The sequence below is a fragment of the Polycladospora coralii genome (assembly GCF_014773435.2).
GTDB classification, from domain to species: Bacteria; Bacillota; Bacilli; order Thermoactinomycetales; family Thermoactinomycetaceae; genus Polycladospora; species Polycladospora coralii.
The window spans coordinates 48,935-74,029 of record NZ_JACXAG020000003.1 but is presented as its reverse complement, the minus strand read 5'-3'; the positions used below and the strand labels follow the sequence as shown (position 1 = coordinate 74,029).

General features: G+C 39.1%; 24 protein-coding genes. 11 read left to right on the top strand and 13 right to left on the bottom strand.

All coding sequences use genetic code 11. From position 1 onward, the window contains the following. Positions 1–43 precede the first annotated feature (43 nt). Positions 44–343, top strand: a complete 300-nt coding sequence (locus IC619_RS08490; RefSeq protein WP_191139452.1) for a hypothetical protein — start codon at positions 44–46, stop codon at positions 341–343. A 431-nt stretch (positions 344–774) separates the two neighbouring features. Here IC619_RS08490 and argS read toward each other — a convergent pair whose 3' ends face one another. Genes argS through speE form a run of 4 tightly spaced genes read right to left on the bottom strand, consistent with a single transcriptional unit; the run spans position 775 to position 4,621 of the window. Beyond that, positions 775–2,445 (bottom strand): arginine--tRNA ligase, encoded by a 1,671-nt coding sequence (argS, locus tag IC619_RS08485; RefSeq protein WP_191139451.1) that lies wholly within the window; start codon positions 2,443–2,445, stop codon positions 775–777. After that, on the bottom strand, positions 2,432–2,860 hold the full coding sequence (locus IC619_RS08480; protein ID WP_347239783.1) for a YwiB family protein: 429 nt from the start codon (positions 2,858–2,860) through the stop codon (positions 2,432–2,434). The genes argS and IC619_RS08480 overlap by 14 nt, the downstream gene beginning before the upstream one ends. A 36-nt stretch (positions 2,861–2,896) precedes the next feature. Continuing rightward, positions 2,897–3,772: an agmatinase gene (gene speB / locus IC619_RS08475; protein ID WP_191139449.1), complete on the bottom strand. Its 876-nt coding sequence runs from the start codon at positions 3,770–3,772 to the stop codon at positions 2,897–2,899. A 3-nt stretch (positions 3,773–3,775) separates the two neighbouring features. Then, positions 3,776–4,621 carry a polyamine aminopropyltransferase gene (gene speE / locus IC619_RS08470; RefSeq protein WP_191139448.1) on the bottom strand — a complete coding sequence of 282 codons (846 nt, stop codon included), beginning with the start codon at positions 4,619–4,621 and terminating at the stop codon, positions 3,776–3,778. A 166-nt stretch (positions 4,622–4,787) separates the two neighbouring features. Between speE and IC619_RS08465 the strand changes: the two genes are divergently transcribed. After that, the gene (locus IC619_RS08465) at positions 4,788–6,839 is read left to right on the top strand and encodes a transglycosylase domain-containing protein (protein WP_191139447.1); all 2,052 of its coding nucleotides are present in this window, start codon (positions 4,788–4,790) and stop codon (positions 6,837–6,839) included. Positions 6,840–6,940: 101 nt separating this feature from the next. Here IC619_RS08465 and IC619_RS08460 read toward each other — a convergent pair whose 3' ends face one another. From IC619_RS08460 to IC619_RS08440, 5 genes are all read right to left on the bottom strand, one after another. After that, positions 6,941–7,177, bottom strand: coding sequence for a hypothetical protein (locus tag IC619_RS08460; protein WP_191139446.1), 237 nt, complete (start codon positions 7,175–7,177; stop codon positions 6,941–6,943). Positions 7,178–7,364: 187 nt separating this feature from the next. Next, a complete protein-coding gene (locus IC619_RS08455; RefSeq protein WP_191139445.1) occupies positions 7,365–7,859 on the bottom strand; it encodes a YwhD family protein in 495 nt (164 codons plus the stop codon). 17 nt (positions 7,860–7,876) lie between these two features. Next, positions 7,877–9,661, bottom strand: coding sequence for a sensor histidine kinase (locus tag IC619_RS08450; RefSeq protein ID WP_191139444.1), 1,785 nt, complete (start codon positions 9,659–9,661; stop codon positions 7,877–7,879). A gap of 266 nt (positions 9,662–9,927) precedes the next feature. Further along, positions 9,928–10,431, bottom strand: coding sequence for a hypothetical protein (locus IC619_RS08445; protein ID WP_191139443.1), 504 nt, complete (start codon positions 10,429–10,431; stop codon positions 9,928–9,930). A 200-nt stretch (positions 10,432–10,631) separates the two neighbouring features. After that, complete coding sequence (locus IC619_RS08440) at positions 10,632–11,399, bottom strand: YheC/YheD family protein (RefSeq protein ID WP_191139442.1); 768 nt, start codon at positions 11,397–11,399, stop codon at positions 10,632–10,634. Between the two features lie 261 nt (positions 11,400–11,660). Here IC619_RS08440 and yycF point away from each other — a divergent pair, with 261 nt between their 5' ends. The 9 genes from yycF (at position 11,661) to IC619_RS08395 (ending at position 20,178) form a co-directional block, all read left to right on the top strand. Beyond that, entirely contained in the window at positions 11,661–12,371 is a 711-nt protein-coding gene (gene yycF, locus IC619_RS08435; RefSeq protein WP_191139441.1) for a response regulator YycF, read from the top strand. 12 nt (positions 12,372–12,383) lie between these two features. Continuing rightward, positions 12,384–14,198 carry an ATP-binding protein gene (locus tag IC619_RS08430; RefSeq protein WP_191139440.1) on the top strand — a complete coding sequence of 605 codons (1,815 nt, stop codon included), beginning with the start codon at positions 12,384–12,386 and terminating at the stop codon, positions 14,196–14,198. Positions 14,199–14,202: 4 nt separating this feature from the next. Continuing rightward, the gene (gene yycH / locus IC619_RS08425) at positions 14,203–15,624 is read left to right on the top strand and encodes a two-component system activity regulator YycH (protein WP_191139439.1); all 1,422 of its coding nucleotides are present in this window, start codon (positions 14,203–14,205) and stop codon (positions 15,622–15,624) included. 3 nt (positions 15,625–15,627) lie between these two features. Further along, a complete protein-coding gene (yycI, locus tag IC619_RS08420; protein ID WP_191139438.1) occupies positions 15,628–16,377 on the top strand; it encodes a two-component system regulatory protein YycI in 750 nt (249 codons plus the stop codon). 28 nt (positions 16,378–16,405) lie between these two features. Further along, positions 16,406–17,203 (top strand): MBL fold metallo-hydrolase, encoded by a 798-nt coding sequence (locus tag IC619_RS08415; RefSeq protein ID WP_191139437.1) that lies wholly within the window; start codon positions 16,406–16,408, stop codon positions 17,201–17,203. A 507-nt stretch (positions 17,204–17,710) separates the two neighbouring features. Then, positions 17,711–18,886 carry a S1C family serine protease gene (locus IC619_RS08410; RefSeq protein WP_191139436.1) on the top strand — a complete coding sequence of 392 codons (1,176 nt, stop codon included), beginning with the start codon at positions 17,711–17,713 and terminating at the stop codon, positions 18,884–18,886. Between the two features lie 64 nt (positions 18,887–18,950). Next, on the top strand, positions 18,951–19,130 hold the full coding sequence (locus tag IC619_RS08405) for a CxxH/CxxC protein (RefSeq protein ID WP_191139435.1): 180 nt from the start codon (positions 18,951–18,953) through the stop codon (positions 19,128–19,130). A 15-nt stretch (positions 19,131–19,145) separates the two neighbouring features. Further along, positions 19,146–19,625 (top strand): 23S rRNA (pseudouridine(1915)-N(3))-methyltransferase RlmH, encoded by a 480-nt coding sequence (gene rlmH, locus IC619_RS08400; protein ID WP_191139434.1) that lies wholly within the window; start codon positions 19,146–19,148, stop codon positions 19,623–19,625. A 91-nt stretch (positions 19,626–19,716) separates the two neighbouring features. Further along, on the top strand, positions 19,717–20,178 hold the full coding sequence (locus tag IC619_RS08395; RefSeq protein WP_191139433.1) for a hypothetical protein: 462 nt from the start codon (positions 19,717–19,719) through the stop codon (positions 20,176–20,178). A 33-nt stretch (positions 20,179–20,211) separates the two neighbouring features. Here the strand turns inward: IC619_RS08395 and IC619_RS08390 are convergent, their stop codons facing one another. From IC619_RS08390 to dnaB, 4 genes are all read right to left on the bottom strand, one after another. Continuing rightward, complete coding sequence (locus tag IC619_RS08390) at positions 20,212–21,267, bottom strand: methyltransferase domain-containing protein (RefSeq protein ID WP_191139432.1); 1,056 nt, start codon at positions 21,265–21,267, stop codon at positions 20,212–20,214. A 93-nt stretch (positions 21,268–21,360) separates the two neighbouring features. Then, positions 21,361–22,257: a hypothetical protein gene (locus IC619_RS08385; protein ID WP_191139431.1), complete on the bottom strand. Its 897-nt coding sequence runs from the start codon at positions 22,255–22,257 to the stop codon at positions 21,361–21,363. A gap of 80 nt (positions 22,258–22,337) precedes the next feature. After that, positions 22,338–23,624, bottom strand: a complete 1,287-nt coding sequence (locus IC619_RS08380) for an adenylosuccinate synthase (protein WP_191139430.1) — start codon at positions 23,622–23,624, stop codon at positions 22,338–22,340. 126 nt (positions 23,625–23,750) lie between these two features. Then, positions 23,751–25,091: a replicative DNA helicase gene (dnaB, locus tag IC619_RS08375; protein ID WP_191139429.1), complete on the bottom strand. Its 1,341-nt coding sequence runs from the start codon at positions 25,089–25,091 to the stop codon at positions 23,751–23,753. Positions 25,092–25,095 lie beyond the last annotated feature (4 nt).

Here is a 25,095-nt window from a genome sequence, read left to right as displayed (position 1 = left end):
GAAATAAGTAAGTATTTACTAATTTAGTTAGGAGTGACTGTGGATGATGCATTTACAAATAACAGGGACTTCTCCACAAGTACAAACGTTCCTATGTGATCTAGAACATCGTAAGCAGGTTGAAGTGGTTGAAAAATCATGTCCTTCATTTATTGATGACAAACATCGCTTAGTGCGAATCGATTGTCACATAAAACATCTACCTGCCCGAAGACAGACCAACATTACACTACGTACAACCGACGGCAAATCTATTCATTTTCCGCTTCTAGATGTTATTCAAGTAGAGATCTCACCAGGAGTTAAGCTTTTAACTGGACGTGTAACAGATGTCTTTAGTTAAATCTGTGCGTAAAAATCATTTAGGTGATATAAAAAACTGACATCCTCAATATATAGTCAGAATTTTATTTCAATATATTGCTTGATGATATTGTACAAGCATATAAAAAGGAGGATACCCTGATGAGTGGGCATCCTCTATTTTTAGGACTTGCGAGCGAGAATCTCCTCGAGTATTCTTTGGTACCCTGCTTTTAGCTCTGCTCTAATAAGTCTCATAGTTGTAAAGCTATAAAAATTGTGATCGCATCTAACTAAATCATACCCGTTTGGTCGGGAGAAACAGTCCGATCAAACGGGTATGATTCCTTTGTAGCAAATCGACACTTCTAACTTTTTGGGCATGGAATATGCCTTTGTGAATGGATGTAGGATGGCTACGCCAGATGAAGGAAGAAGCTCAACCACATTTAGTGGTGAGCCGTTCATTCTCTACATTTGCTCTGGCGCCTGTACACCTACGATATGCAACCCGTTTCGAATGACTTGTGCAACCGATGTGAGTAATGCTAGTCTAGCTGCTGCGAGCAATTTGTCATCCGTTACCACGCGGTGTGCATTGTAATAGCTGTGGAACTGAGCAGCTAACTCTGATAAGTAGCGAATAATACGATACGGAGCTAGCTGGTTAGCTGCCTCATTGATTTCATGTGGAAATTCTGCTAACTTTTGTAGCAAATCGTATTCTTGCTCCTCTTTTAGCCGTGCTAGTACCTCTTTTTCAAAGGAAGGTTTTATTCCCTTCTCCTCCGCCATTTTGAATACACTATGCACACGAGCATGTGCATACTGAACATAATATACTGGGTTATCATTAGATTTTGATACAGCTAGATCCATATCGAAATCTAAATGAGAATCTGCACTTCGCATGGTAAAGAAATAACGAGCCGCATCTGTTCCCACTTCTTCCAGAAGCTCCACTAATGTGATCGCTTTGCCCGTTCGTTTTGACATTTTGACCAGCTCGCCACCTTGATAAAGCTTCACCATCTGCGTAATGATTACTTCAAGTTGATTTTCCGCATAACCAAGTGCAGTCAAAGCGGCCTTCATTCGTGCGATATAACCGTGGTGATCGGCACCCCAGATATTAATGGCACGATTAAAACCGCGATGAAATTTATTGCGATGATAAGCTATATCTGGTGTCAAATAAGTATAAGAACCGTCTTGCTTGACCAATACTCGGTCTTTATCGTCACCGAACGCAGTCGATTTAAGCCAGAGTGCTCCATCTTTCTCATATGTAAACCCTTTTTCTGTGAGCTCAGTAAGGGTTTGTTCGATCGCTCCTGATTCATATAGGGACGACTCACTAAACCAAACTGCAAACTCTACTCCATACGACTTCAGGTCAGCTTCAATTTTATCTAACAATCTTTGCTTTCCGTATGCACGAAAATAGGCAATACGCTCTTCTGCTGGAAGTGCGAGTAGACGATCTCCTTCTTTTTCCGATAAAGCTTTAGCCATGTCAATGATTTCACGCCCACGATAGCCATCTTCCGGAAATGTATAGGCTTTGCCTAGCACTTCTAAATAACGTGCTTCGATTGAAAGTGCCATCATATGCATTTGATTGCCCGCGTCATTAATGTAATATTCAGCCGTCACATCAAATCCAGCCCGATCTAGTACATTACATAAACTACTTCCAACTGCGGACCCACGTGCATGACCTAAGTGAAGATGCCCAGTTGGATTAGCACTACAAAACTCTACATTAATTTTCTCGCCTTGTCCGTAATCCGTCCGACCATACGTCTCTTTAGCTTGCTTTACTTCTTCAATTATCCCTCTTAAAAAAGAACGATCCATAAAGAAGTTGATAAATCCAGGTCCAGCAATTTCAATATCAAGTATGGCTGCTTTTTCTTGATTTATCTCAGCCACGATAGAATTGGCAATCTCTCTCGGATTACGACGAGCAATTTTAGTCAATTTCATCGCGATATTCGTTGCCCAATCTCCATGCTCTTTTTCACGGGGCACCTCTAACACAAAGTCGGGAATATCTGCACTTTGTACAAATCCTGTGCGTACCACTGCTGCTCTAATCTCATCTTTCAAAGCCGTGGTCATTCTCTCAAGCAGATTCATCCTCTACTCCCTCCAACCATTTAATACTGAGTCGATATTTTCCTAGTCTTTCCTGAGCATTATCTAAATAAAAACTTAGTTCAATTTCTCCTTGGTTACCTACACGCTGGCGATCATAGGATAAGGTTTGTACAACCATTTCTGTTTCTCCTGCCATCGTATGGATTAAACTAGTGGTCTGTCGATCAAGTCTGTATACTTGACGATATGAAATCGCACCTTTACGTACAACAGTAACTTGTGAGGGATTAGATTTCACTGAAGTTCGTACCTCTTCATCTGTTCCTGCAAATTCTAGATAACGCAAAATCCACTCATCATCTTGAATCGTTAAATGACCGGTCATCTCTTGTTTAATGACCTCAGGGTTTACTGCTTCATCAGATTCAATGACGGATTCTATCATTAATTTCACTGGAATCAATCGCTCTCTCCCTCTTTTCTCTTTTACTCATGATTTAATAAATCCGAGTAACATTTCACGAATCAATTTCGCTGCTAACACTGGTGTTTGCTCAGTTGGATCGTAAGCAGGTGCCACTTCCACCACATCAGCACCCACCACTTTTACCTGTGATGCTGCGATGGCATGAATAGAAGCTAACATCTCCTTCGTCGTGATCCCACCCGGCTCTGGCGTACCCGTTCCAGGCGCATGAGCCGGGTCCAAAGCATCAATATCAACCGTGACATATACTGGACGTCCAGCTAATTGTGGCAAACAGGCTTGAAGTGGCGCTAGTACATCAAATGGATAAAAATGGATGCCAACCTCTTCGGTATACATCACTTCTTCTTTGGTCATCGAGCGAATACCAAACTGATAAACATTTTGACCACCAATTCGTTCGGAAATTTTACGCAATGGCGTAGAATGTGAAAGCGGTTCTCCTTCATAATCCGTTCGTAAATCAGCATGCGCATCAATATGAATAACAGCTAAATCCGGATAATGCTTGTACATTTCCTGTACGACAGGCCATGTAACCAAATGCTCTCCCCCCATTCCTAAGGGGAACTTGCCTTTCTCCAACACTTGTCCGACAAAAGCACCAATTTGCGCTAAACTCTTGGTCGGGTTACCAAATGCAAGTGGAATATCTCCTGCATCAAAGTACCGGATTTCAGTAAGATCTCGTTTGAGATAGTGGCTATACTCTTCGTGAACTAACGAAGCTTCCCGGATACGCGTTGGACCGAAACGTGAACCCGGGCGAAAGCTGACGGTCCAATCCATAGGCATACCATACAACACTGCTTTTGCTTCCTCAAAGTGAGGACTTGCTCCAATAAACACATTGCCGGAGTAAGCATCATCAAATCGCATGCATTACTCTCCTTTCTTGATTAGTAAGTCTTGAACAAATTGAGGTAATTGAAATAATGCTTTATGCATATCTGGATGATAATACTTCGTATCATGCTTTATCAGTTTAGACTCGTCTACATGTAGGGGATCGTATTTCTTCGATCCAATTGTAAAGCTCCACAAACCACTTGGATATGTAGGAATACTTGCAGTATAGAGGCGAGCAATTGAAAATGTATTAGAAATATCTTGAAATACTTGGCTAATAAGTTCTTGGTTAAACCATGGCGATTCTGTTTGCGCAACCATAATCCCATCTTCTTTTAGAGCCTCAAAAATCCCTTCGTAAAATGGCTTTTGAAACAACCCTACAGCAGGGCCAACTGGTTCAGTAGAATCAACGAGAATGACATCATATTTCCCTTTATTCTCTTGAATATGACGTATGCCATCTGCAACCTGAATGTCCACCCTTGGATCACTTAATCCACTTGCGATTTTTGGAAAATATTTTTGAGATGCTTCGATTACTTTACCATCAATTTCGGCCAGTACGGCCTTCTCTACTGATGGATAGCGTAGAATTTCACGAATAGCCCCACCATCACCACCACCTACGACTAAAACACTTTTAGGGTTTGGGTGTGTATTCATAGCAATATGCGTAATCATTTCATGATAGACAAATTCATCCCGATCTGTTGTCATAACCATTCCATCTAGTACCAACAAATTTCCAAATTCAGCTGTTTCCATAACATCTAATGTCTGAAACGCTGATTGATCATGATAAATGGATTTATTTACCTTAGTTGTAATACCATGATTTTTCGTTTGTTTTTCTGTATACCATAACTCTGTATTCATATTCCTTACCCCTTCCTGGCCTATACATAAGAATAATGCATGTTGTCGTGCTATACAATCATTTTTATACTTCCAAAATCCTTTCTCATTCTATAGGTATATTCTTCCTGTTTACTTCGCATAATATTCTTGCTCATGATTTTAATGGAATCAAAAGGGGAGCCACATGATGCGAGAACAGCCACCACGTCCAAGTATGTTTGCTTTACATCCTATTGAAAAAATTCGTCTTGTCAAAATGACATGGCATCTATTGCGTTTGCTTTTTTTCTCGATGTTGATTTTGTCTTTACTTGCCAGTATTGCATTAGTCTTTCTGAAAATACGTCCACTCCCTCCCCCCGAGATACATGCTACATCTATGCTATTTGGAGTCAATGGAGAAAGTATGGGACCACTTGATATGAGAGAACAACGTGATCCGATCCATCTGAATGAAGTACCACAGCACCTCATAAAAGCAACACTTGCAGCAGAAGATAAAACCTTTTATGAACATGGCGGCTTTTCTGTTACAGGTATTATGCGGGCTGTATTCCATAATCTAAAAAGCAGACAAGCCCTACAAGGAGCGAGTACAATTACCCAACAATTAGCTCGCAATCTTTACCTAACGCATGATCGCACTTGGTCACGCAAGTGGAAAGAAGCCTTATATACCGTTCAACTAGAACTTCATTATTCAAAAGATGAAATACTAGAAATGTATTTAAATAAAATTTACTATGGTCACGGTGTATATGGAATTAAGCGCGCAGCCCAAGTATATTTTGATAAACCCGTTGAAAAATTAACGATAGCGGAGTCAGCTTTTTTAGTGGGGATTCCACGCGGACCCCAATACTACTCCCCTTATCATCATTTAGATCATGCAATTAAAAGACAACAACATATTCTTGATCTCATGGCGGAAAATCATTACATATCAGTAGCTGAAGCTACAGCAGCTAAAAAATATGACATTGTAATTGCTCCACAAAAACCAACAACAGGCTTGAACGCGCCTTATTTTCGTGACTATGTCATTCAAACTGCTGTAAATCGTTATGGTTTAGATGAGTCACTTGTCCGCCATGGCGGCTTAAAAATTTATACAACCTTACATCCTCAGCTACAAAAAGTGGCTGAAGAAAGTGTAAAGCAAACACTCCCTAACCCATCAAACCTGCAGACCGCTCTTTTATCTGTAGATCCGCATACCGGTCATATAAAAGCGATGATTGGCGGTAAAAGCTATCCAGATTCACAGTACAATCGTATCTTTGCCAAAAGACAACCTGGCTCTACTTTTAAGCCTTTTGTTTATTTAACTGCTTTACAGCATGGATTTACACCTCTTACGAAAATCGAAAGTAGACCTACTACCTTTATTTATAAAGGTCAAGAATATAAACCCCGTAACTATCAAAATCTATATGCAAATCGGCCGATCACCATGCGCGAGGCCATTGCTAAATCAGATAATATTTACGCTGTCCGTACACAATTTCAGGTTGGCATTCCCTCTGTTATCGAAACAGCAAAGCGTCTAGGGATACAGAGCGACATTCGTGCAACCCCTTCTGTTGCATTAGGCAGCTATACGGTATCACCTTACGAACTCACACAAGCTTATGCGACCTTAGCTAACGGTGGTATCCATCGTCCTCTTACGGGCATCTTAAAGATTGTAGATTCCCAAGGAAATGTTTTGGTTGAAGAAAAGTCAGTAGCAAAACGGGTCATCCCTACAGCTCCTACATTTGTGCTGACACAGATGTTGCGAGGTGTCCTAGATTCTGGTGGAACAGGACGTCGAGCCGGTCAAATTTTTCAATATCCTGCTGCTGCCAAAACGGGCACCACAGATTATGACGGTTGGTTAGCGGCATATACACCTCAATTAGCAACTACAGTTTGGGTGGGTTACGACCAAGGTGAAAAAATTGCACATCGGGAGACTAGACTCGCCCAATTTATCTGGGGACGCTATATGAATCAATCAACCACCATTGTGAAACCGAGCAGTTTTCAAGTCCCGGCCGGGGTAACAAGTAAATATATCGACCCGACCAGCCACCACGTAGCCACCAATCAATGTCCTTCATCACAGCTTGAATACTTTGTAGAGGGAACTGAACCTACTCAATTATGTCCGCTTCACCCAGAACCAGAAAAACTGCCGATAGATCTTCCATCTTTATGGGACAAGTTTAAAAGTTGGTGGGATCGTTTTTAGCGTGATCTTTGGAATGGAAGCCTTGGCTGAAAAGAGTTCACACAGACCACACAGAAACAGCGTAAAAAAAAGGTGCTGACCCGTATGAGTCAGCACCATTTTTAACAAGATTGACTACCTCCGATTTCTCCCTCACCATCAGAGAGAATACCATCATTAATGATCGTAATCATTAATTCCGATTCTAATTGTTTCATCACTTCATACATACTTTCTTTTTTCTCTGGAGGAAGGTCGTTCACATATTGATTAATTTCATCTGCGGAAACATTTGTTTTAAATTTGGTACCACCGTGTTTGGCAAAGTGCTCCATTTGATTTTTATTAGATTGATTCATGCAAATAACCTCCTTGGGGTTTATTTCTAGCTTGTACGAAAGGAGATCAAAATAAACAAAAATGGCAGACCATTAATGGTCTGCCATTTTTGTGTCCTAGCAAAAGGTTCCGAAACCATATTTAGTGTACTCTTGGTATGCGAATAGGGGCAAGGTATAAACCTATTTGTTCACACAGGTTTCAATTTTAACCAAGTTGCTCTTTTATTTTTTCATTTGCCAGTTGCCACATTTCTTCATTATATTCCTGCAAAAATTTCTTTAACCGTCCTTTATCTGTTTCTGATAGGTTGGCTAGCTTTACTCTCCGCTTCAAAGCATCATCTAATCGATTGACATGCTCTGCTAAGTTTTTATAACCCTTACGACTGTCACGATCAATTTTCATAAAGCACGCTGTAGCACCAGCATAGTACGCTCCTTCTTCTTTTCTGTCAACCGCGATCCACACAACCCAATAAGACTTTCCATCTATTACTTCCTCTTGCTTACTAGTAAACTTTATCCCACGCTCGACAGCACTTTTCCCATGAATAAGTCCTAAATCAATCTTCACTTGTTCATCATCTATCAAGATAGCAGATAGGTTATTTAAACTAATGGTTCCAGTATGATAAGCGCCGTGAGTAGTCGATTGATTACTTATAATATTAAACTGTGTTTGTTTCTTTTTTTCGCTCATGGCTATCCCCCCTTCCCTTATATTACCTCACCTCTTCGGTTACGTGCAAAAGTTGAAGAGACTTCCTGTACGAACTCCAAGCTATCCATCATTTTTTGCTCCGAATCTGAGTCTTCTCTTTGCACATCCCTTTGATTAAGGGGTAATGTAAGATGAAAGATCGTGCCTCTACCTGGTTGACTAGAAACGTGAATCTGTCCCTTGTGTTCTGTCACAATACGATGACAGACGGACAGCCCCATACCTGTTCCATCTCCTTTTGTGGAGAAGAAAGGCTCAAAAATTTTTGTTAAATTTTCTGGTTTGATACCAGTTCCATTATCTCGAATTTCAATTCGTACTTCCTGATCAATCTGTCGCCAATGTACCTCAACAACCCCCTTCTCTTGAAAAGATTCGAGTGCGTTCTGAATAAGGTTAATCAAAATTTGCTTAATCTGTTCCGCATCAGCTTCCATATCAAGTTGCTCCGCACATGACCTTGGAACAAGATCATGTCCCATTAATGTCGCTTTAGGCTGCATAAGGCTTAACACATCATAAATCACTTGCTCTAAATTAAAATAGGCGTAGTGGGCAGGTCTAGACTCACTCAAATTTAAAAATTGCTTCAACAACTGATTAATCCGATCGATTTCCGGCAAAATAATAGACTCCCACTTCTTAACAGACTCTGATTCTGCCGCTGAGATTTGAACAAACCCTCTAATAGAGGTTAAGGGATTGCGTATTTCGTGTGCTAACCCCGCCGCCAACTGACCCACGGCCGATAACTTCTCTAGATGCTTTTTATGTTCTTCTTCCTGATTTCTTATCCGTCTTTGTTGAATCGTTAAACGTTGTTCAGCCAATCGAATCAACTCCGCTCCACAGCTAGCCTCTTCAGGATAGCTTGCACTACCTAAACAATAATTTAGCAAAAAATGCTCTGTTTGAATTTCCTTCATTACGGCTTCAATCGATTCAAGTAGTCGGCGTAAAATGAGTTGATTCCCTATCATACCAATCGCAAATTGGTCTCCATCATAACGGGCAATAATAGCAGATGATGGCAGGGCTTCTTTTAGTCGATTTGCAATTTCTACTAATACTTGATCACCTACATCTATTCCTTCTTTAATATTAATCTGTTGAAAATCGGTTAAGTCCATACATATCACATGAAAAGAATGATCTTTAGATAATCTAGTCAACCCATAAATGACTTGCTCTTGGAAAGCACCAAAGTTATATAAGGCGGTTAAGTAGTCTCGTCTGTACGTCTCTTCAATTTCTTCATTGTATTCAAGGATACGATTTTGAGCTTCATTCATTCTTATAGTCATATATTTTTGACGTTCTTTTAAGCGGCTTTTTTCAAAGAAAGCTTGTTTCACCTGCAAAGCAAGCCAACTAATCCACAAAAACAATGCAGCGTGACTCACTAACTCTAAGATATGCATGGTGTCATAAGGAAATGTTAAGATATCCACAAGTAAGTAAGTAGCAGTAAAAAGGATAGTAATAATTGCAGAATTTTCTTCAACTGATCGAAATTGCATATAACCTAGTAAGATTAAAAACACAGACAAAGGAGAAACTGATTTGGTCATGGCATCTAAAATAGCCACACATATCAAAATTCCCAACACATAGGCGTACGGTGGGAGTTTTTCTATATGCTTTTGTTTTAAAAGTACGAGCGTAACCAGCAGTAGGATCGTTATACCCACAACGAATCCATACATGATCTCGGATTGTTCGGAAAAATGCTCAATCCACTCTCCGACTAAAGAATTTGAAATCATATCCACATCATCCATATAGTTTCCCTTCTTATCATATCAAAAAAGTTCTTCCATCTAACTTCGTGATATTGTAGTATAAAGGGTATTCATTTTTAAATTTTCTCTGCATTTCAATGAATTTGATTTATTTCATAAGAACCTTCTATATTTACAAAAAAATAAAGGAGCCCTTCTGATAATAGGACTCCGCCTCATCCTTGATCATTTTTTCAGTTCTCGCTTGTAAGGTCTCTCATATCTATTGGTAATCACACTTATTCAATGAAATATGGAAACTCATCCTAACCGAGATAATTGACCAAATGGCTGACCCCTTTAGGTTTCGCTTGATTTTCAACGCGATCTTCTTCAACTTGTCCATTCTCTTTTTTCAACAAAGTTAACTTCTGAGGATCTTCGATGTATGATGCTTGTCCCATTCCATGCACTGGAATAATCGGTTGATCATTTAACAGTGTATGTACAACCGTCTCCTTCAGAATATTCTTAATTTCTTCGCTGCGATAGCCACTTTCTAAGGATTTAATCCACTGATATATCGGACCATCTTCAGAAGTAAAAGTGACATTTCTTTGCGTAGGGGCGTATTCATTTTTTTGTTGGATTTGCTCTTTTAATACTTCAGCATCACATATGGATTGAAGAGGGAAAAAATTGCTTCTCAAATATGATTGTATACAATACTTCACGAGCATGGGGAACTGACCTTTTGGTAAAATTTCGTACCAATACCGCACCAAGCGATCTTTCTTTCCTAGATAGACACCAACTGTAATAGAAGACATGTCATGCACCTCCGTAATATAGTGAAAAATTTAAAGTCGTTTGAATTAATTTAATGGTAACAGCTTTATTTAGAAAGCGTCAATAGAAGACTTTGTCGAAACATGTTATATATGCTCGGAAATGAAAAAAACATGCTTTAAGCATGTTAAAGTTATGCTATTCTAATCATTATTATTTCAATTTTTGTGATCTCATCTTTTTATCCATGAGAAATGCGCTCTCTTCTAGGCTTAAACTTTATAATGCGTTGATACATTTCCAAGTTTGGCAGCTTACGAAACATAGTAGGATCAGGTCTCGTATTCACTTCTAAGACCCATATATTCTCAGAGGTATCAACTGCAAGATCAATACCTAAATCTCTTAAGGCTGTAAACTTATGATTTAGTGTGCTAGCAATTACTAACGATAAGTCTTGCATGTGTCGAGTCAATTTTTTCGTTCTAAATGAGTTAGATTGGCAAACCTCAGATAACGCTTGGTGCAAAAATATGGGTTTCGCTCCTTTGCAGTGGTTGGTTACAATCTTTCCTGGCAATCCTAGTTTGGCACACATTCCCACTATCGTCCAATTTCCTTTTATTTTATTTAGATGTACACGGATGTCGTATGGCCGCTTCTTAAGTTGAGCTAAATTTATGCCCTTCTGTATAATATAGATCTTCTCTCTATATAACTTTGATGCAACCCATTGCTCCATTTGTTCCTCATTACAATTTTTACGCTCATAGACACTCTTACATTCATAGTTTCCATCGGTAAATTCCTTCACTCGAATAGCACCACCCCCGCCGCCACCTTTATCCGGTTTTATGAAAACCGCGGGATAACGATCTAACATGAGCTTCAGATTCGTAATGGAATACCATCTTGTTTCCGGAATGTATGGAATCAAATCTTTGTTTTTTGTAAGGATCATGGTTTTATACGCCTTACTGGCAACTTCTTTTAGTGGGACTGGCTTCATTCCTTCCCCTCCTTTAACATCCCATTATTCTATTCGGGTTGGAATAAGTGCGATTGCCCATTTTTTTGGATCAACCAAACCTCTCCATTTGTTGTCTTGTCTTATAAATTATGAGAAAATGGTGAGAATCGAGTGGTACCATCCTTATTTAAAACTGATCTTCCTTTCATTTTTCATTAGATTTTGCAACTAACACATTTTAACGAATATCCATACACCTGATATGAACCATATAAAATAGAAAACATGGGGGTTATAAAATTGAATGCGAATATTTATGTTGTTGAAGATGAAAAACCGATTGCTGATATTATTCAATTTAATTTACAAAAAGAAGGCTTCTCGGTCACCTGTATTCATGATGGTAATGAAGCGATTGAGCAGGCACTTGCCAATCCGCCTGATTTGATGATTCTCGATTTAATGCTCCCTGGATCTGATGGAATTGAAGTTTGTAGAACGATCCGAAGACAGTATCAATTTCCCATTATCATGTTAACAGCTAAAGATTCTGAGCTAGATAAAGTGTTGGGTCTTGAAATTGGAGCGGATGATTATGTAACGAAACCATTTAGTAACCGTGAGTTACTTGCTCGTGTGAAAGCAAATTTACGCCGTATTAAAGCAGCTACCACGCCTCATACAACTCAGGAATCCAACCAAGACACTATTCAAATCGGAGAGATATCCATTGATTCCACAAGTTACATCGTAAACAAACGTTCCCAGCCCATTGATTTAACTCACCGTGAGTTTGAATTACTACTTTATTTAGCCAAACATGTTAATCAAGTATTGACGCGCGAACACCTTTTACAATCCGTCTGGGGTTATGATTATTTCGGAGATGTGCGAACAGTAGATGTCACCATTCGAAGACTTCGAGAAAAAATAGAAGATGATCCAGGAGCCCCTCAGTATATTATTACACGTCGTGGAATCGGCTACACGATGCGTGATTCTCAAAGCTAAAAAGGTGATGATATGAAAAAGTGGAATCAAATATTTAATAGTGTCATGTGGAAGTTAGTCATTATTTATCTGTTGTTAATGACCATGGCTATGCAAATTATTAGTGTCTTTTTTTTAGATCGTCTAGAGGAAAGATTTATTTCAGAAATGAAAGAGTCAGTGAAGAAACAAGCAGCCTTCATTAAAGGAAGTTTAGTAGATGAGCTTTCTAGCTCTTCAAATATAGAAACACAAAAGAAACAAATGAATCAGATCCTTAATCAGCGCTCTATTTTAAATAAAGAGAGTGAACCCATTATCAGTGTTGCTGATGATAAAGGAATTATCATCACTTCGACACAACCTGTGTACAATACGTTTGAGAAATTGAGCTTACCGGACCATTATCTTGAGAAAAAAGGAAATGACCAATATTTTTTAAAGAAAGTGAAAGACGCAGAAGGTAGAACCGTCCAACCCTATATGATGCCTTTAAAAGACGATAAGAATGGTCGTCTTTTAGGATACTTATATATCGAGGTACCGCTACACACCATATACAACAAAACGAAAACGATAAGTAAAACATTGACTAAAATTACAGCAGTTGCTTTCTTCATCACAGGTATTCTCATGATTATTCTCGCACGTACGATATCATTACCTGTAAAAGCGATTACATTGCAGTCAACTGCCATGACTGCTGGAGATTTCGAACGCAGGGTTCCAGTCAAAAGTAAAGACGAAATTGGTTTACTTGCACAATCTTTTAATGATTTAGCTGCTCATCTCAGAGTTGCTTTAAAAGAGAAAGAAGAGGAAAAATTAAAGTTAGAATCCGTGCTTGCTCATATGAGTGATGGTGTGATTGCTAGTAACAGCTTTGGAAAAGTGATCGTAAAAAACCAACGTGCAGAGCAATTGTTAGAAAAAAACATTGAACTAGGAGAGCATTTAGAATCTGTACTATCACTTCGCTCACCTATTGCATTTCCTATGTTGTCAGAATCCCATCAATATATGAGTTTACATGATGATGACCCGGAATTACAAACCACACTCAAACTTACCTTTACACCTACTAAACTTCTAGGCGAAGAGCGTCACGGTCTTGTGGTCGTCATTGTTGATGTTACGGAACAAGAAAAATTAGAGCGTCAGCGAAAAGACTTTGTTGCCAATGTATCACATGAACTGCGCACGCCACTTACAACCATAAAAAGTTATTTAGAAGCGCTAGATGACGGAGTTGTTGAAGAACCTGAATTAGCTAGACGATTCCTTAGTGTTACACAACAAGAGGCGGAACGAATGACCCGGCTCATCACCGATTTGTTACAATTAACGCGCTTAGACGCCAAAAAGTCCAAATTTGTCAAACAACAGATCGAAACAAAGGAGCTAATCACTGATGCTTATCAGCGCTTCTTTTATCAATGTAAACAGCACCATATTATGTTTTCTCTCTATACAGCCAAAGAAATAGACTTCATATACGGCGATCGCGACAAGTTAAATCAAGTGCTTGATAACCTGATATCCAACGCCATAAAATATACACCTGATGGTGGCTCTATTGCGCTAATAGCGGATCTTCGTTGGGACGGATTGATCGAAATCGGGATCGCAGATACTGGAATTGGAATTCCGCAGAAGGACTTAGGTCGTATTTTTGAACGCTTCTACCGGGTTGATAAAGCTCGTTCGCGTAGTTTAGGTGGAACTGGATTGGGACTATCAATTGCACGTGAAATCATTCACGCACACCATGGGGAGATTGAGATGGATAGTGTATATCAAAAAGGGACACTTGTCTCTTTCACTTTACCCCCTTCTAATAGGAGGTAGTAGCATGAATTTCAACAAAACCAAATGGAAAGAGTTCACGAAAACCATTACACTAATCGGCCTGGTTACACTTAGTTTTGGGCTCACTTTTTATCTGTGGTCTAATGATCCTACTTATGATGAAAAAATGGTAAAAAAATTGGATCAGCCCCACTACCTAAATCCGCAATATCAAAACCAAGAAATTTATCAGCTGGTAGCACCTTCATCTGTTATTCTACACCGACAGAATAACAAAAACTGGGTTCCAATAGACTCGAGTGACTTTCAAAAATTAATTCTATTTATTCATGATGCGTCCATTTCAAATCCGAAAGAAATCGAACCTACAGCCGAAGAGTGGGAGAAGATGTACTTTAATACAATTGGAATTGAACTACAATACACACAAGATATTACACCAGAACGATTGAGTGCTTTTTTTTCTTCACTGAAAACCTTACCTCAACCTTGGTTAAGTGAAATGAAATCGATAAGTAAAATCTGGTTCTATATTGATGATGATTCAAACGCTGTCTCGGCATGGATTATCTCAGACCACGATCAAAAAATTAAGAAAGTACGTACACAATTAAGTATAAAAGCTTTTACCGATATACTAAGCGAAGTGCAAACAAATCAAATCAATATTATACCTACCACCGTGGATGGTGAAGCACCGTGGACGGATAAAGAAGTTGATGAAAAATCTGAAACTGTTCCTACTGAAACATCTTTTTCCTTCCCACGCATTTTTTATCTACCCACTACTTCTTTTGAAATGAAAAAATTGTATTATCCTTATCAAGAAATGAATGTAGATACAATATTGGAATGGATGTTTAAAAACCCGATTTCTCTCTTTGATAATCATGACGAAAAAATTTATGAAGAAGGAGATCAATTCCTTTTCTATAACAAAAAAGAAAAATCGGTTATCTATGAAGACAGCAATACAAAACCAACTGCCAAAGATATGACAATGGCGGATGATATGAATCATATTCAAGCTTTCGTAAATCGCCATCATGGTTGGACCAATCAATATATGCTAGACACTTTTCAAAATGAGAATCTAGATAATCGCTATCGATTTCGATTATTTAGTAATGGACTACCCGTATATTGGAAAAGTAATGAGGTACATCAACCTGATAAAATTGAATTAACACCCGAATTTAATGGCATCAAAGCGTACTCCAGATCCTTATATTATTTAGATGAAACAGAAGTGATCTCGACTGCCTCTAGTTTTTTATCTGGGAAAGAAAATTTAGTCAATCAACTGACGGCCAAAAAAGTTGAGCTAGCTAGTATTACGCATATTTATCTCGGGTATGCCGGCAGTTTTGAGCAAATACAAAATAAGAAGTCGATCTTGTTACAGCCTTCTTGGATCATCAAGACCAAACAAAATGAAAAAATAATGGTCTCACTGGAGGATTAAGCCATGGATTGGAGCCGAGCAAAATCAATTCTTATTTTAACTTTTATCTTTCTAAACCTTTATCTGGGCTCACAAGTGTTTCAAACCTTACAAGAAAAAGTACCTGACATCCCTTCAGAGAAGCGAATAAGCGAAGCCCTTCGTTCACAAAAAATCAAGTACTACTATGGCCAATCATCGCCAGAATCCGTTGTAACATTTAACGGTTCTATTACCGAGCTACCCGAAAAGGAAGGTTGGAAAAAAGAGATATCAAATGGAAACATTGTCTATACCAAAAAGCTTAAAAAATCGATTCCTTTTCAAGAAAAAAATTTATACAAGTGGATATCAGAGGAAGTACCGTTTGGTCAAGACTTTGAAATGAGTACGATGCAAAGATCAAAGGATTCAGTTTCTGTTTATCAAAAATATGAAGGTAAAATCGTATTTGATGGTATGCTTAAGTTAGGGATTCAGGATAACCAGATTATCTCTATAGCGGTTACTCATTTTGACATACAAGCTGGACCCGAACAAGAAATTATAAGCTATAAAAAAGCAATGTACGCCCTTCTCGTTCAAAAAGGAATTTATGATACCAAGCTATCTCAGATTAATTTGGGCTATCTCACTTTAACAAATCCAAATGGAAGATATACTGGTATTCCCTATTGGTATTTTTTAGATGAAAAAAATAGGAAGATTTATTATGTCAGTGCCAAATCAAATAAACAAAACCTTGACGTTGAGGTCGTTCAGTACGAGCCTTAACCACTCCAAGTAAAGGAACGAGTCTTTTATGCAATTTAGTGTATTAGCAAGCGGTAGCACCGGGAATTCGCTCTATGTAGAAACAGAGCAAGTCCGCATCTTAATTGATGCTGGGCTTAGCGGAAAACAAATTACAGAGCGTCTTTCACTTGTAGGAGCAGATCCCGCTACACTTACCGCCATCTTTGTTTCACACGAACACATTGATCATGTAAAAGGAGTTGGCGTGTTAGCAAGAAAGTATCAAATTCCGATTTACATGAATGAAGCGACGTGGCGCAATCTCCCCTCCAGTGTGGGAGAAATTTCACCAACCTTACAGCATATTTTTCCTGTTCATTCTAGTATCGAATTAAAAAATATTCGGATAGAGTCTTTTCCGATTTCACATGATGCCGCTCAACCTATGAATTTCTGGATTGCAAATCGAGATGCTAAATTAGCTGTTGTAACAGATTTGGGGTATGTCAATCAGAAAATTGTAGATCGTGTCACGGATGTTGATACCTTAATATGGGAGAGCAATCATGATGTTGAGATGCTACGTATGGGTGCATATCCATGGAGTGTGAAAAGAAGGATTCTAAGCGATGTGGGGCATCTCTCAAATGAAGATGCTGCAGTTGCCTTAACCGATATCTTAAAGGGAAAAGGTGAAAATGTCTATTTAGCGCATTTAAGCAAGGATAATAACTTGCGCGAGTTAGCTCATATGACGGTGAAAAATATATTAGAGGAAACAGGATTACGTAAAAATCGGGATTTTCATCTACATCCTACGTTTGATGATAAGCCTACGCCATTGCGAAAAGTAAGAACATCATGATTTTCTCTGATACAAGCTATGGTATCTGTTGAAGAAGTTCTTCGTAAAGTGGATGATCATTCACTTTACGAAGAACTCTATATACTTGTTCATTATTTCCCATTTAAGTGGCATATATTTTGTCCTGCATGCGCTTTCGCCTTGCATAGTAGCTGAAAAGACCGCTCTGCCAAAATACAATTCCGCATATTGAATCATTAACACCACTAATACGCGTTAAAATGAATATTTTATTTTATTTGATAAAATTTGTACATTAAAAGTCATATTAAAGTCTGATATTTGTACCCGGTTCACTCCTTCTCTCCATCGTAGAGATCGAGTATAATACGTTTAGAACAGTCAAATAATGTCTAAAGATAAAATGATCAGGTCAGCTCAGTCATCCAACCGTTAGAGAATTCTCCCTTAATCATGAGCAATTCACACCTCAATATCATACACGACATACTTGGATACAAAATCTTGCTACCGATCTGCAATCATACTCGTAGAGGAGGCTATATTATGGGATTTTATGATGACCAACCACAGTTTCCATCCCCAAAAAAGAAGAAGTCATCTACCATTTTGACAGCTTTGATATCAGCTATTATTGGTGGATTAATCGCACTTCTACTCATGCCATTTATACAGACCAGTGGATTAAAACAGGATGCCAATCCTTCACAGTCTACCATTAATATTGGATCGTCTGAAACAACGTCCGTAACTGTAAACTCCGATATTACCAAAGCTGTTAACAAAACCTCACCTGCTGTTGTGGGTGTATTGAACCTTAAACAATCTCAAGATCTTTTTAGTCGTGAATCCGTCCAACAAGGTACGGGATCTGGTGTCATTATTTCTAAAGAGAACGGTAAAGCAATCGTGGTTACCAATAACCATGTGATCGAAGGGGGTACGGAGTTTAAAGTAACCATTCCAGCTGAAGATAACAAGAATCATACCGTAAATGCTAAAGTGCTGGGCGCAGACTCTCTATCTGATCTAGCCGTGCTCGAAATTGATGATCAATATGTAACCAAAGTTGCTGAATTCGGCGATTCCGATACACTACAAGCAGGAGAACCAGCCATTGCTATAGGTAATCCGCTTGGACTCGGTCAATCCGTAACAGTTGGTATTATTAGTTCGCCACAACGAACAATTGAAGTGACTAAAGATATGTCTATGACAGTGATGCAAACAGACGCCGCTATCAACCCCGGTAATAGTGGCGGAGCACTTATAAATGCTGCTGGACAACTGATCGGGATTAATACCCTTAAGATTACAGAAACAGGTGTAGAAGGACTTGGTTTTGCGATTCCCATCAATGAAGCACGTCCCATCATTGAAAACTTAATTAAACATGGAGAAGTTCCACGACCATTTGTTGGGATCACCATGGTCCCCTTATCACAACTGACGCAAGAACATTGGGATATCCTTTCACTCCCACGTACAGTTGAAGACGGTGTAGTCATTAATGAGGTATTTAGAGGAACACCAGCTGATAAAGCCGGTTTACAATATAAAGATGTCATTGTAGCATTAGATGATGAGCCGATTACTTCCAGTATGGATTTAAGAGAATATCTGTACAAAGAAAAGAATGTAGGGGATCAAATTTCTGTAACTTACTACCGCAACGGTAAGAAAAATACAGTCGACCTTACGTTAACAAAAAACACAGATTAACCCCCCTTTAAATACAAACAAAAAGAAGCCCCTGCGTGGGCTTCTTTTATAAGGAGACAACAAGATGCAACATCACTGGTACGCTTGTTCTGAGCACGTTGACCTGACCATGGACGATATGATTGAAGCCTATCTACTCGCCCCTATCCTGGAGACCATATCCGAATCCGAACAAACCGAGCACCCGTGTTATTGGTGTAAACAACCATCTGAATACCAACTTACCGCCTCTTCGGAGGACTGAATAGGAGCTTTTTAGTTGAAAATACAAATTTTAACCGTAGGAAAACTAAAAGAGAAATACCTCACCCAAGCGTCTCATGAATACCTAAAACGATTATCCGCCTATGCCAATGTGGAGATACGAGAAATCGCAGAAGAAAAGACGAATGATTCACCATCAGACGCCATCATTGAACAAGTAAAAGCAAAAGAAGGGGAGCGCCTTTTAAAACACCTTTCTCCTGATACCTATCTATTTGCCCTGGCGATCGAAGGAAAAACGCTTTCCTCCCCCCAACTGGCACAACAAATCGACCACTTAACCACCTACGGCAAAAGTCACCTCACCTTTGTCATTGGCGGTTCCTACGGCCTCTCACCAGCTGTCATCAAAAGAGCGGATCAACTGCTCTCCTTCTCTAAGCTCACCTTCCCCCATCAGTTGATACGCGTCTTTTTACTAGAACAAATTTACCGCGTCTGTAAGATTAATCGTGGCGAGGCTTATCATAAGTAAGGGGTCAGTAGAATCCCCTACTTCTTTACCAGTAAAAAGTTTGATGATTTTCATGAGCTGATATTTAAGAAAATAAAGGTGGAATAAACGTATGTTACCTGACGATCCAGAAATACTTACAAATATTTTTTACAAAGATGGGAGCCTAAGAGATGTGTACATTTTTGATACGGATGAATATGAATGGCGTAAATTCTTAAACCTATTAAAAACAATCCCATTTATATGTGAATTTATGGTAAATGGAATTGAAAGTAATCATATCCACTTTGATATACAGGATATTTTAAAACTTTCAGATGAAAAGAATGTATTATTCATTATTAATTTAGATGGTGTTAAAATTCATTGTCATTTCTTCTGTATAGAAGAAATTGAATTAGATATTAACCCTAAGGAGATCAACAATTATAGAGCAATGAATTTGGTGTTTGAATTTATGAAAACCATTTCAAACAAACTGAACAAAGAAGTGATTATTACGCCAGAAAATATGCCAACCTACCCCTTATTAACCATTTATCCAAATGGCGACTACCAAATAGCGACATAGAAGCAACCCATCTTGATTACTTCTATGTTTTCTTTAATCCAATCGTACCGCCGTAATACAATGCAAGATATCGTTTATTTTCTCCGTATCCACTTGATAGCCATGTTCGTCTAGCCAACTAACCAAACGGCTTTTGTCAGCGTAGTATTCATCTTCAATGGTGCTAATCACATCAAATCGCTCTTTCTGCTTCCATCCCTCTAAATATGCGATTCGTTCTGCTTCATCTGTAAACATCAGGTCTAGGATGCCGATTCTGCCAGTCGGTTTTAAGACGCGCTTCATCTCCGTTAGTGCTAGCAGTTTTTGCTCATCTGTTAAGTGATGAAGGGCATAGCTGGTTACGATGAAGTCAAATGACTGATCGGGGTAAGGTATAGCTAGAAAATTTCCTATTCGCGTCTCTATATCTGGTAGTTTTTCCTTACATATTTTGAGCATCTCGACGGATTGATCTACCCCTTTCATTTCACAATCCGAGGATATAAGCCGTAATGTTAAATTTCCTGTGCCGATGCCGATATCTAGTCCGATTTCATCTGCCAGCGGCTGGATGGAGCAGGCTATTTGATCTAGCGCTTGATCATAATCTTGGTGCACATGAAAGCCAGCGCTTTCACTTTGCACCTGGATATCATACTGGTTCGCTTGTCGATCAAAATGCCAACGATCGACCCACGCATTTCGCTTCTCTTGCTTAAGTTTTGATTTTTCGGTTAAAGCCCATAGTTTTTCCCATGTGGCTACTGGTTCAGAATGATATTCAGTTATCATTTGATCCAGTGTAGATAAGCGATCCTTAATGCGTGTCATATCGGCAAACATCGCAGCACGTTGCAGTTGTAAATAATAGATGACTTCTTCATGATCTCCTTGATCTAGGTATGACAAAGCACTTTTAATCTCATGTATCGGCATATCTACTTCGCGTAAACAAAGTATCGTTTGTATCCGCCATGCGTCCTGCTCTGAAAAAGTGCGGTATTGGTTTTCTGCATTTTTTCTCGGCTTGATCAATCCTTTTTCTTCATAGAAGCGAATGGTACGTGTGGTGACACCGAGACGTTGTGCTAGTTCTTTGATATACAATGTACGCTCTCCCCTTCCTTATCCTACAATGCCCCTTAGATCATATTCTTTTACGTAAAGGTAAGGTCAAGGAAGTATATATGTTTCTATCACTCAAAATGTAGATAAAATTTGGCAGATATGATGTTCAGCAATTTTACGCTTATGTGTAGGTAGATTTTTTAATAGGGACAAGGCTGCATACGGAACTTTAATAAAATGAGGATCTTGCATCTCTTTTTTCCAATATCCTTCATCCAGAATAGATGCCTTATCACTTACGATGACTACCTGATTCATGAGGTGATGTGGGACTTGTCGATTTAAATACATTTGTAAACGATGCACATGCCAACCATGTCGAGCTAGTTCTTTATATTCCATCTTTTCCAATTCAACTAGAGCGTGAGCAAAGGTTACACCGTGTTCCAGCTCACCCGTAAAAAAGTAAAAATCATCACCTACTTTTTGATCAGGTATTACCCATCGACATTCTGCTAATGCAAGCTCCATTAAGTCCTGCATTGATTGATATACTGGAATTCCCAGAACATCTTTTTCTGTTAGTATTTGATAATTTTCAATTTGATAGTAACGATTTTGTCGATCTTGTAATGCTTTATCGATTAATTGTGCAATACGTTGAACTAGAAGCTCTGTCGCAAGTTGTGGTGCATGTTGGAAAGCCTTTAAAGCAAGCATACCGTATATAACACCATGACCTGATGAACGTAAAACTTCTAAGTTTCTTTTGATTGCCCGAAGCAATGGTTCGAAATCATCTGTAACTGAGGGTGACTTATCTATATTAATAAAAAACTTAGTCTGCTTCTCTTCTACTCGCGCTAAATAGCTTGTTATGCTCTCTGTAACATGATCAGGTAATTGATTTTCTCTATCCATGAAATATGCAGCAATAAAAGCTGCTCCATAATGTCCAGTGAAAACATTTTGTTCACTTGCATTTGCTAATGCCATAAGCCCTTTTTGTAAATAAGATTGATCCATCATAAATGAAAAACCTCTTTCCATAAAAATAAGAGCAGCAATGACCTATCGGACATCAATCTGCTCTTTAATCCATTACTCTTTTAAGCGTATACAGGCCGCACTTGCACCGTCTGGTCACGATCTGGACCAACTGAGAAAATAGATAGTGGAATACCTGTCAACTGATTGATTCGTTCGATATAATGCTGGGTTTCCAATGGGAGTTCATGTAAATTTCTAATTCCTGTTATATCTTGCTTCCAGCCTGGTAATTCCTCGTAGACAGGCTCACATTTGGCGAGCACTTCTAAATCAGCTGGATAGTTCGCTAATATCTTACCTTCATAGCGATAAGCCGTACAAATCCGAAGGGTATCAATACCAGTAAGCACATCTAATGAGTTGAGTGAAAGTCCCGTAATACCACTCACACGCCGGGCATGACGCACCACAACACTATCAAACCATCCCACACGACGAGGACGTCCCGTGGTTGTACCATATTCGCGTCCTACTTCCCGAATTTGGTCACCCGTTTGATCAAATAACTCTGTTGGAAAAGGACCGTCGCCCACACGCGTTGTATAAGCTTTAGCCACACCTACTACTTGATGAATCTTGGTAGGACCTACACCTGAACCAATACAAACCCCTCCTGCTACGGGATTTGATGAGGTAACAAATGGATAGGTGCCCTGATCAATATCTAACATCACACCTTGTGCTCCCTCAAATAAAACACGTCTGCCTTGATCAATATAATCATTTAGAACGACAGATGTATCTGTAACATAAGGTTTAATTCGCTCTGCACAAGCTTGGTAATCTTCGTAGATTTCTTCAAAAGTAAAGCCTTCTGTTTGATAGTATCTTTCAAGTAAGCGATTTTTCTCTTCTAAGTTGCGCTTTAACTTCTCTGCAAACAAAGACGGATTAAGTAAATCTCCTACACGTATTCCAATTCGAGCAGCTTTATCCATGTAAGCTGGGCCAATCCCTTTTCCAGTTGTGCCAATTTTACTATTCCCTTTGATTTTCTCATCAGCCAAATCAATTTTGATGTGATAAGGCATAATGACGTGGGCACGATCCGATATGCGTAAATGATCTGTTGCAATGTGATGTTCGGCTAAATAATCGAGCTCTGATACTAATGCTTTTGGATGTATCACCATGCCATTCCCTAATACACAAGTCTTATCAGAATAAAAAATCCCAGAAGGAATCATATGCAATTTATATCGCGTTCCATCAAAAACAATCGTATGGCCGGCATTGTTGCCTCCTTGATAACGGGCAACAACCTCCGCTCTCTCAGCCATAAAATCGGTAATCTTTCCTTTCCCTTCGTCTCCCCATTGTGTACCAACTACAACTACTGTAGACATTTACATCTCTCCTTAGCTGGTTAAATCCGAACATTCACTGTATCAATCAGTTCTATTTTAGCAGTAAAAAGAGGATAGTGTAAGTCTACTAACGAATAATAATCACCGTTTATTTATTAACATACGTTAAAAAGCTTGGTTTTTCATGTCTAGACTAACAAATTTATTATAGTTCTTCAAAAACAGCATCTCAATCTTACCCACAGGTCCACTCCGCTGCTTTCCGATAATCAATTCGGCGATATTCTTTTTCTCTGATTCTTCGTTGTAGTAGTCATCACGGTATAGGAAAGCAACTAGATCAGCGTCTTGTTCAATCGAACCAGACTCCCGTAAGTCTGACAACATGGGTCGTTTGTCTTGTCTTTGCTCCACTGCACGAGAGAGCTGAGACAGCGCGATAATTGGCACATCAAACTCACGTGCTAATAACTTGAGTGATCGAGAGATTTCTGAGATCTCTTGCTGTCTACTATCTATGCCACGACCAGAAATAAGCTGCAGATAGTCGATCACAACAAGACCTAATCCATGCTCCAAGTGAAGTCTACGCAACTTGGCACGAATATCATAAACTGTAATGCCGGGTGTATCATCAATGAAGATAGGAGATTCACTTAGTGAGCTAATCGCCATCGTCAGCTTTTCCCAGTCTTCATCATTTAAATTACCCGTTCGAAAGGCTTGGGCATCAATATTACCTTCAGCCGCTAACATACGCATAACCATTTGCGATGCTGACATCTCCAGATTAAATATCGCTACCGGTTTTTGTGAGCGTACCGCTACATTTTGCACTACATTTAATGCAAAAGCGGTTTTCCCCATACTGGGACGAGCCGCTATAATGATGAGCTCAGATCCTTTAAGTCCGGATGTCATACGATCCAAATCGACAAATCCTGAAGGGATACCATTAATTCCTGTCTTATTAAAATGCAATGCTTCAATTTGTTCGTATGACTCCATCAATACATCACGAATGGGTAGAAATCCACCTCGTATCTGTTTTTGAGAAATCTCTAATATTTTTTGTTCGGCTTCATTAATCACATCAGAGACAGATTCTGCACCTGTATAGCCTGATGCCGCAATTTGTGTTGCGGTTCGAATCAAGCGGCGTAAGATCGATTTCTCTTCTACAATTTGGGCATAATATTCCACATTAGCGGCCGTGGGTACCGCAGAAGCTAACTCTGTCAGATAGGTAACCCCACCAACCTCTTCTAACAATTTACGATCTTGTAAATCAGAGGTAATAGTAACTAAATCTACAGGTTCACCTTTCTCAGCTAAGTCATGCATCACTTGAAATAACTTCTGATGAGCCTGTCGATAAAAATCTTCAGCTCGTAAAGTCTCATTCACTGTAATTTGAACAGACGGGTCAATAAGTATGCTACCCAACACGGCTTGTTCAGCCTCTATATGATGTGGTGGAAGTCGGTCAGCAAATAGATCACTCATGATC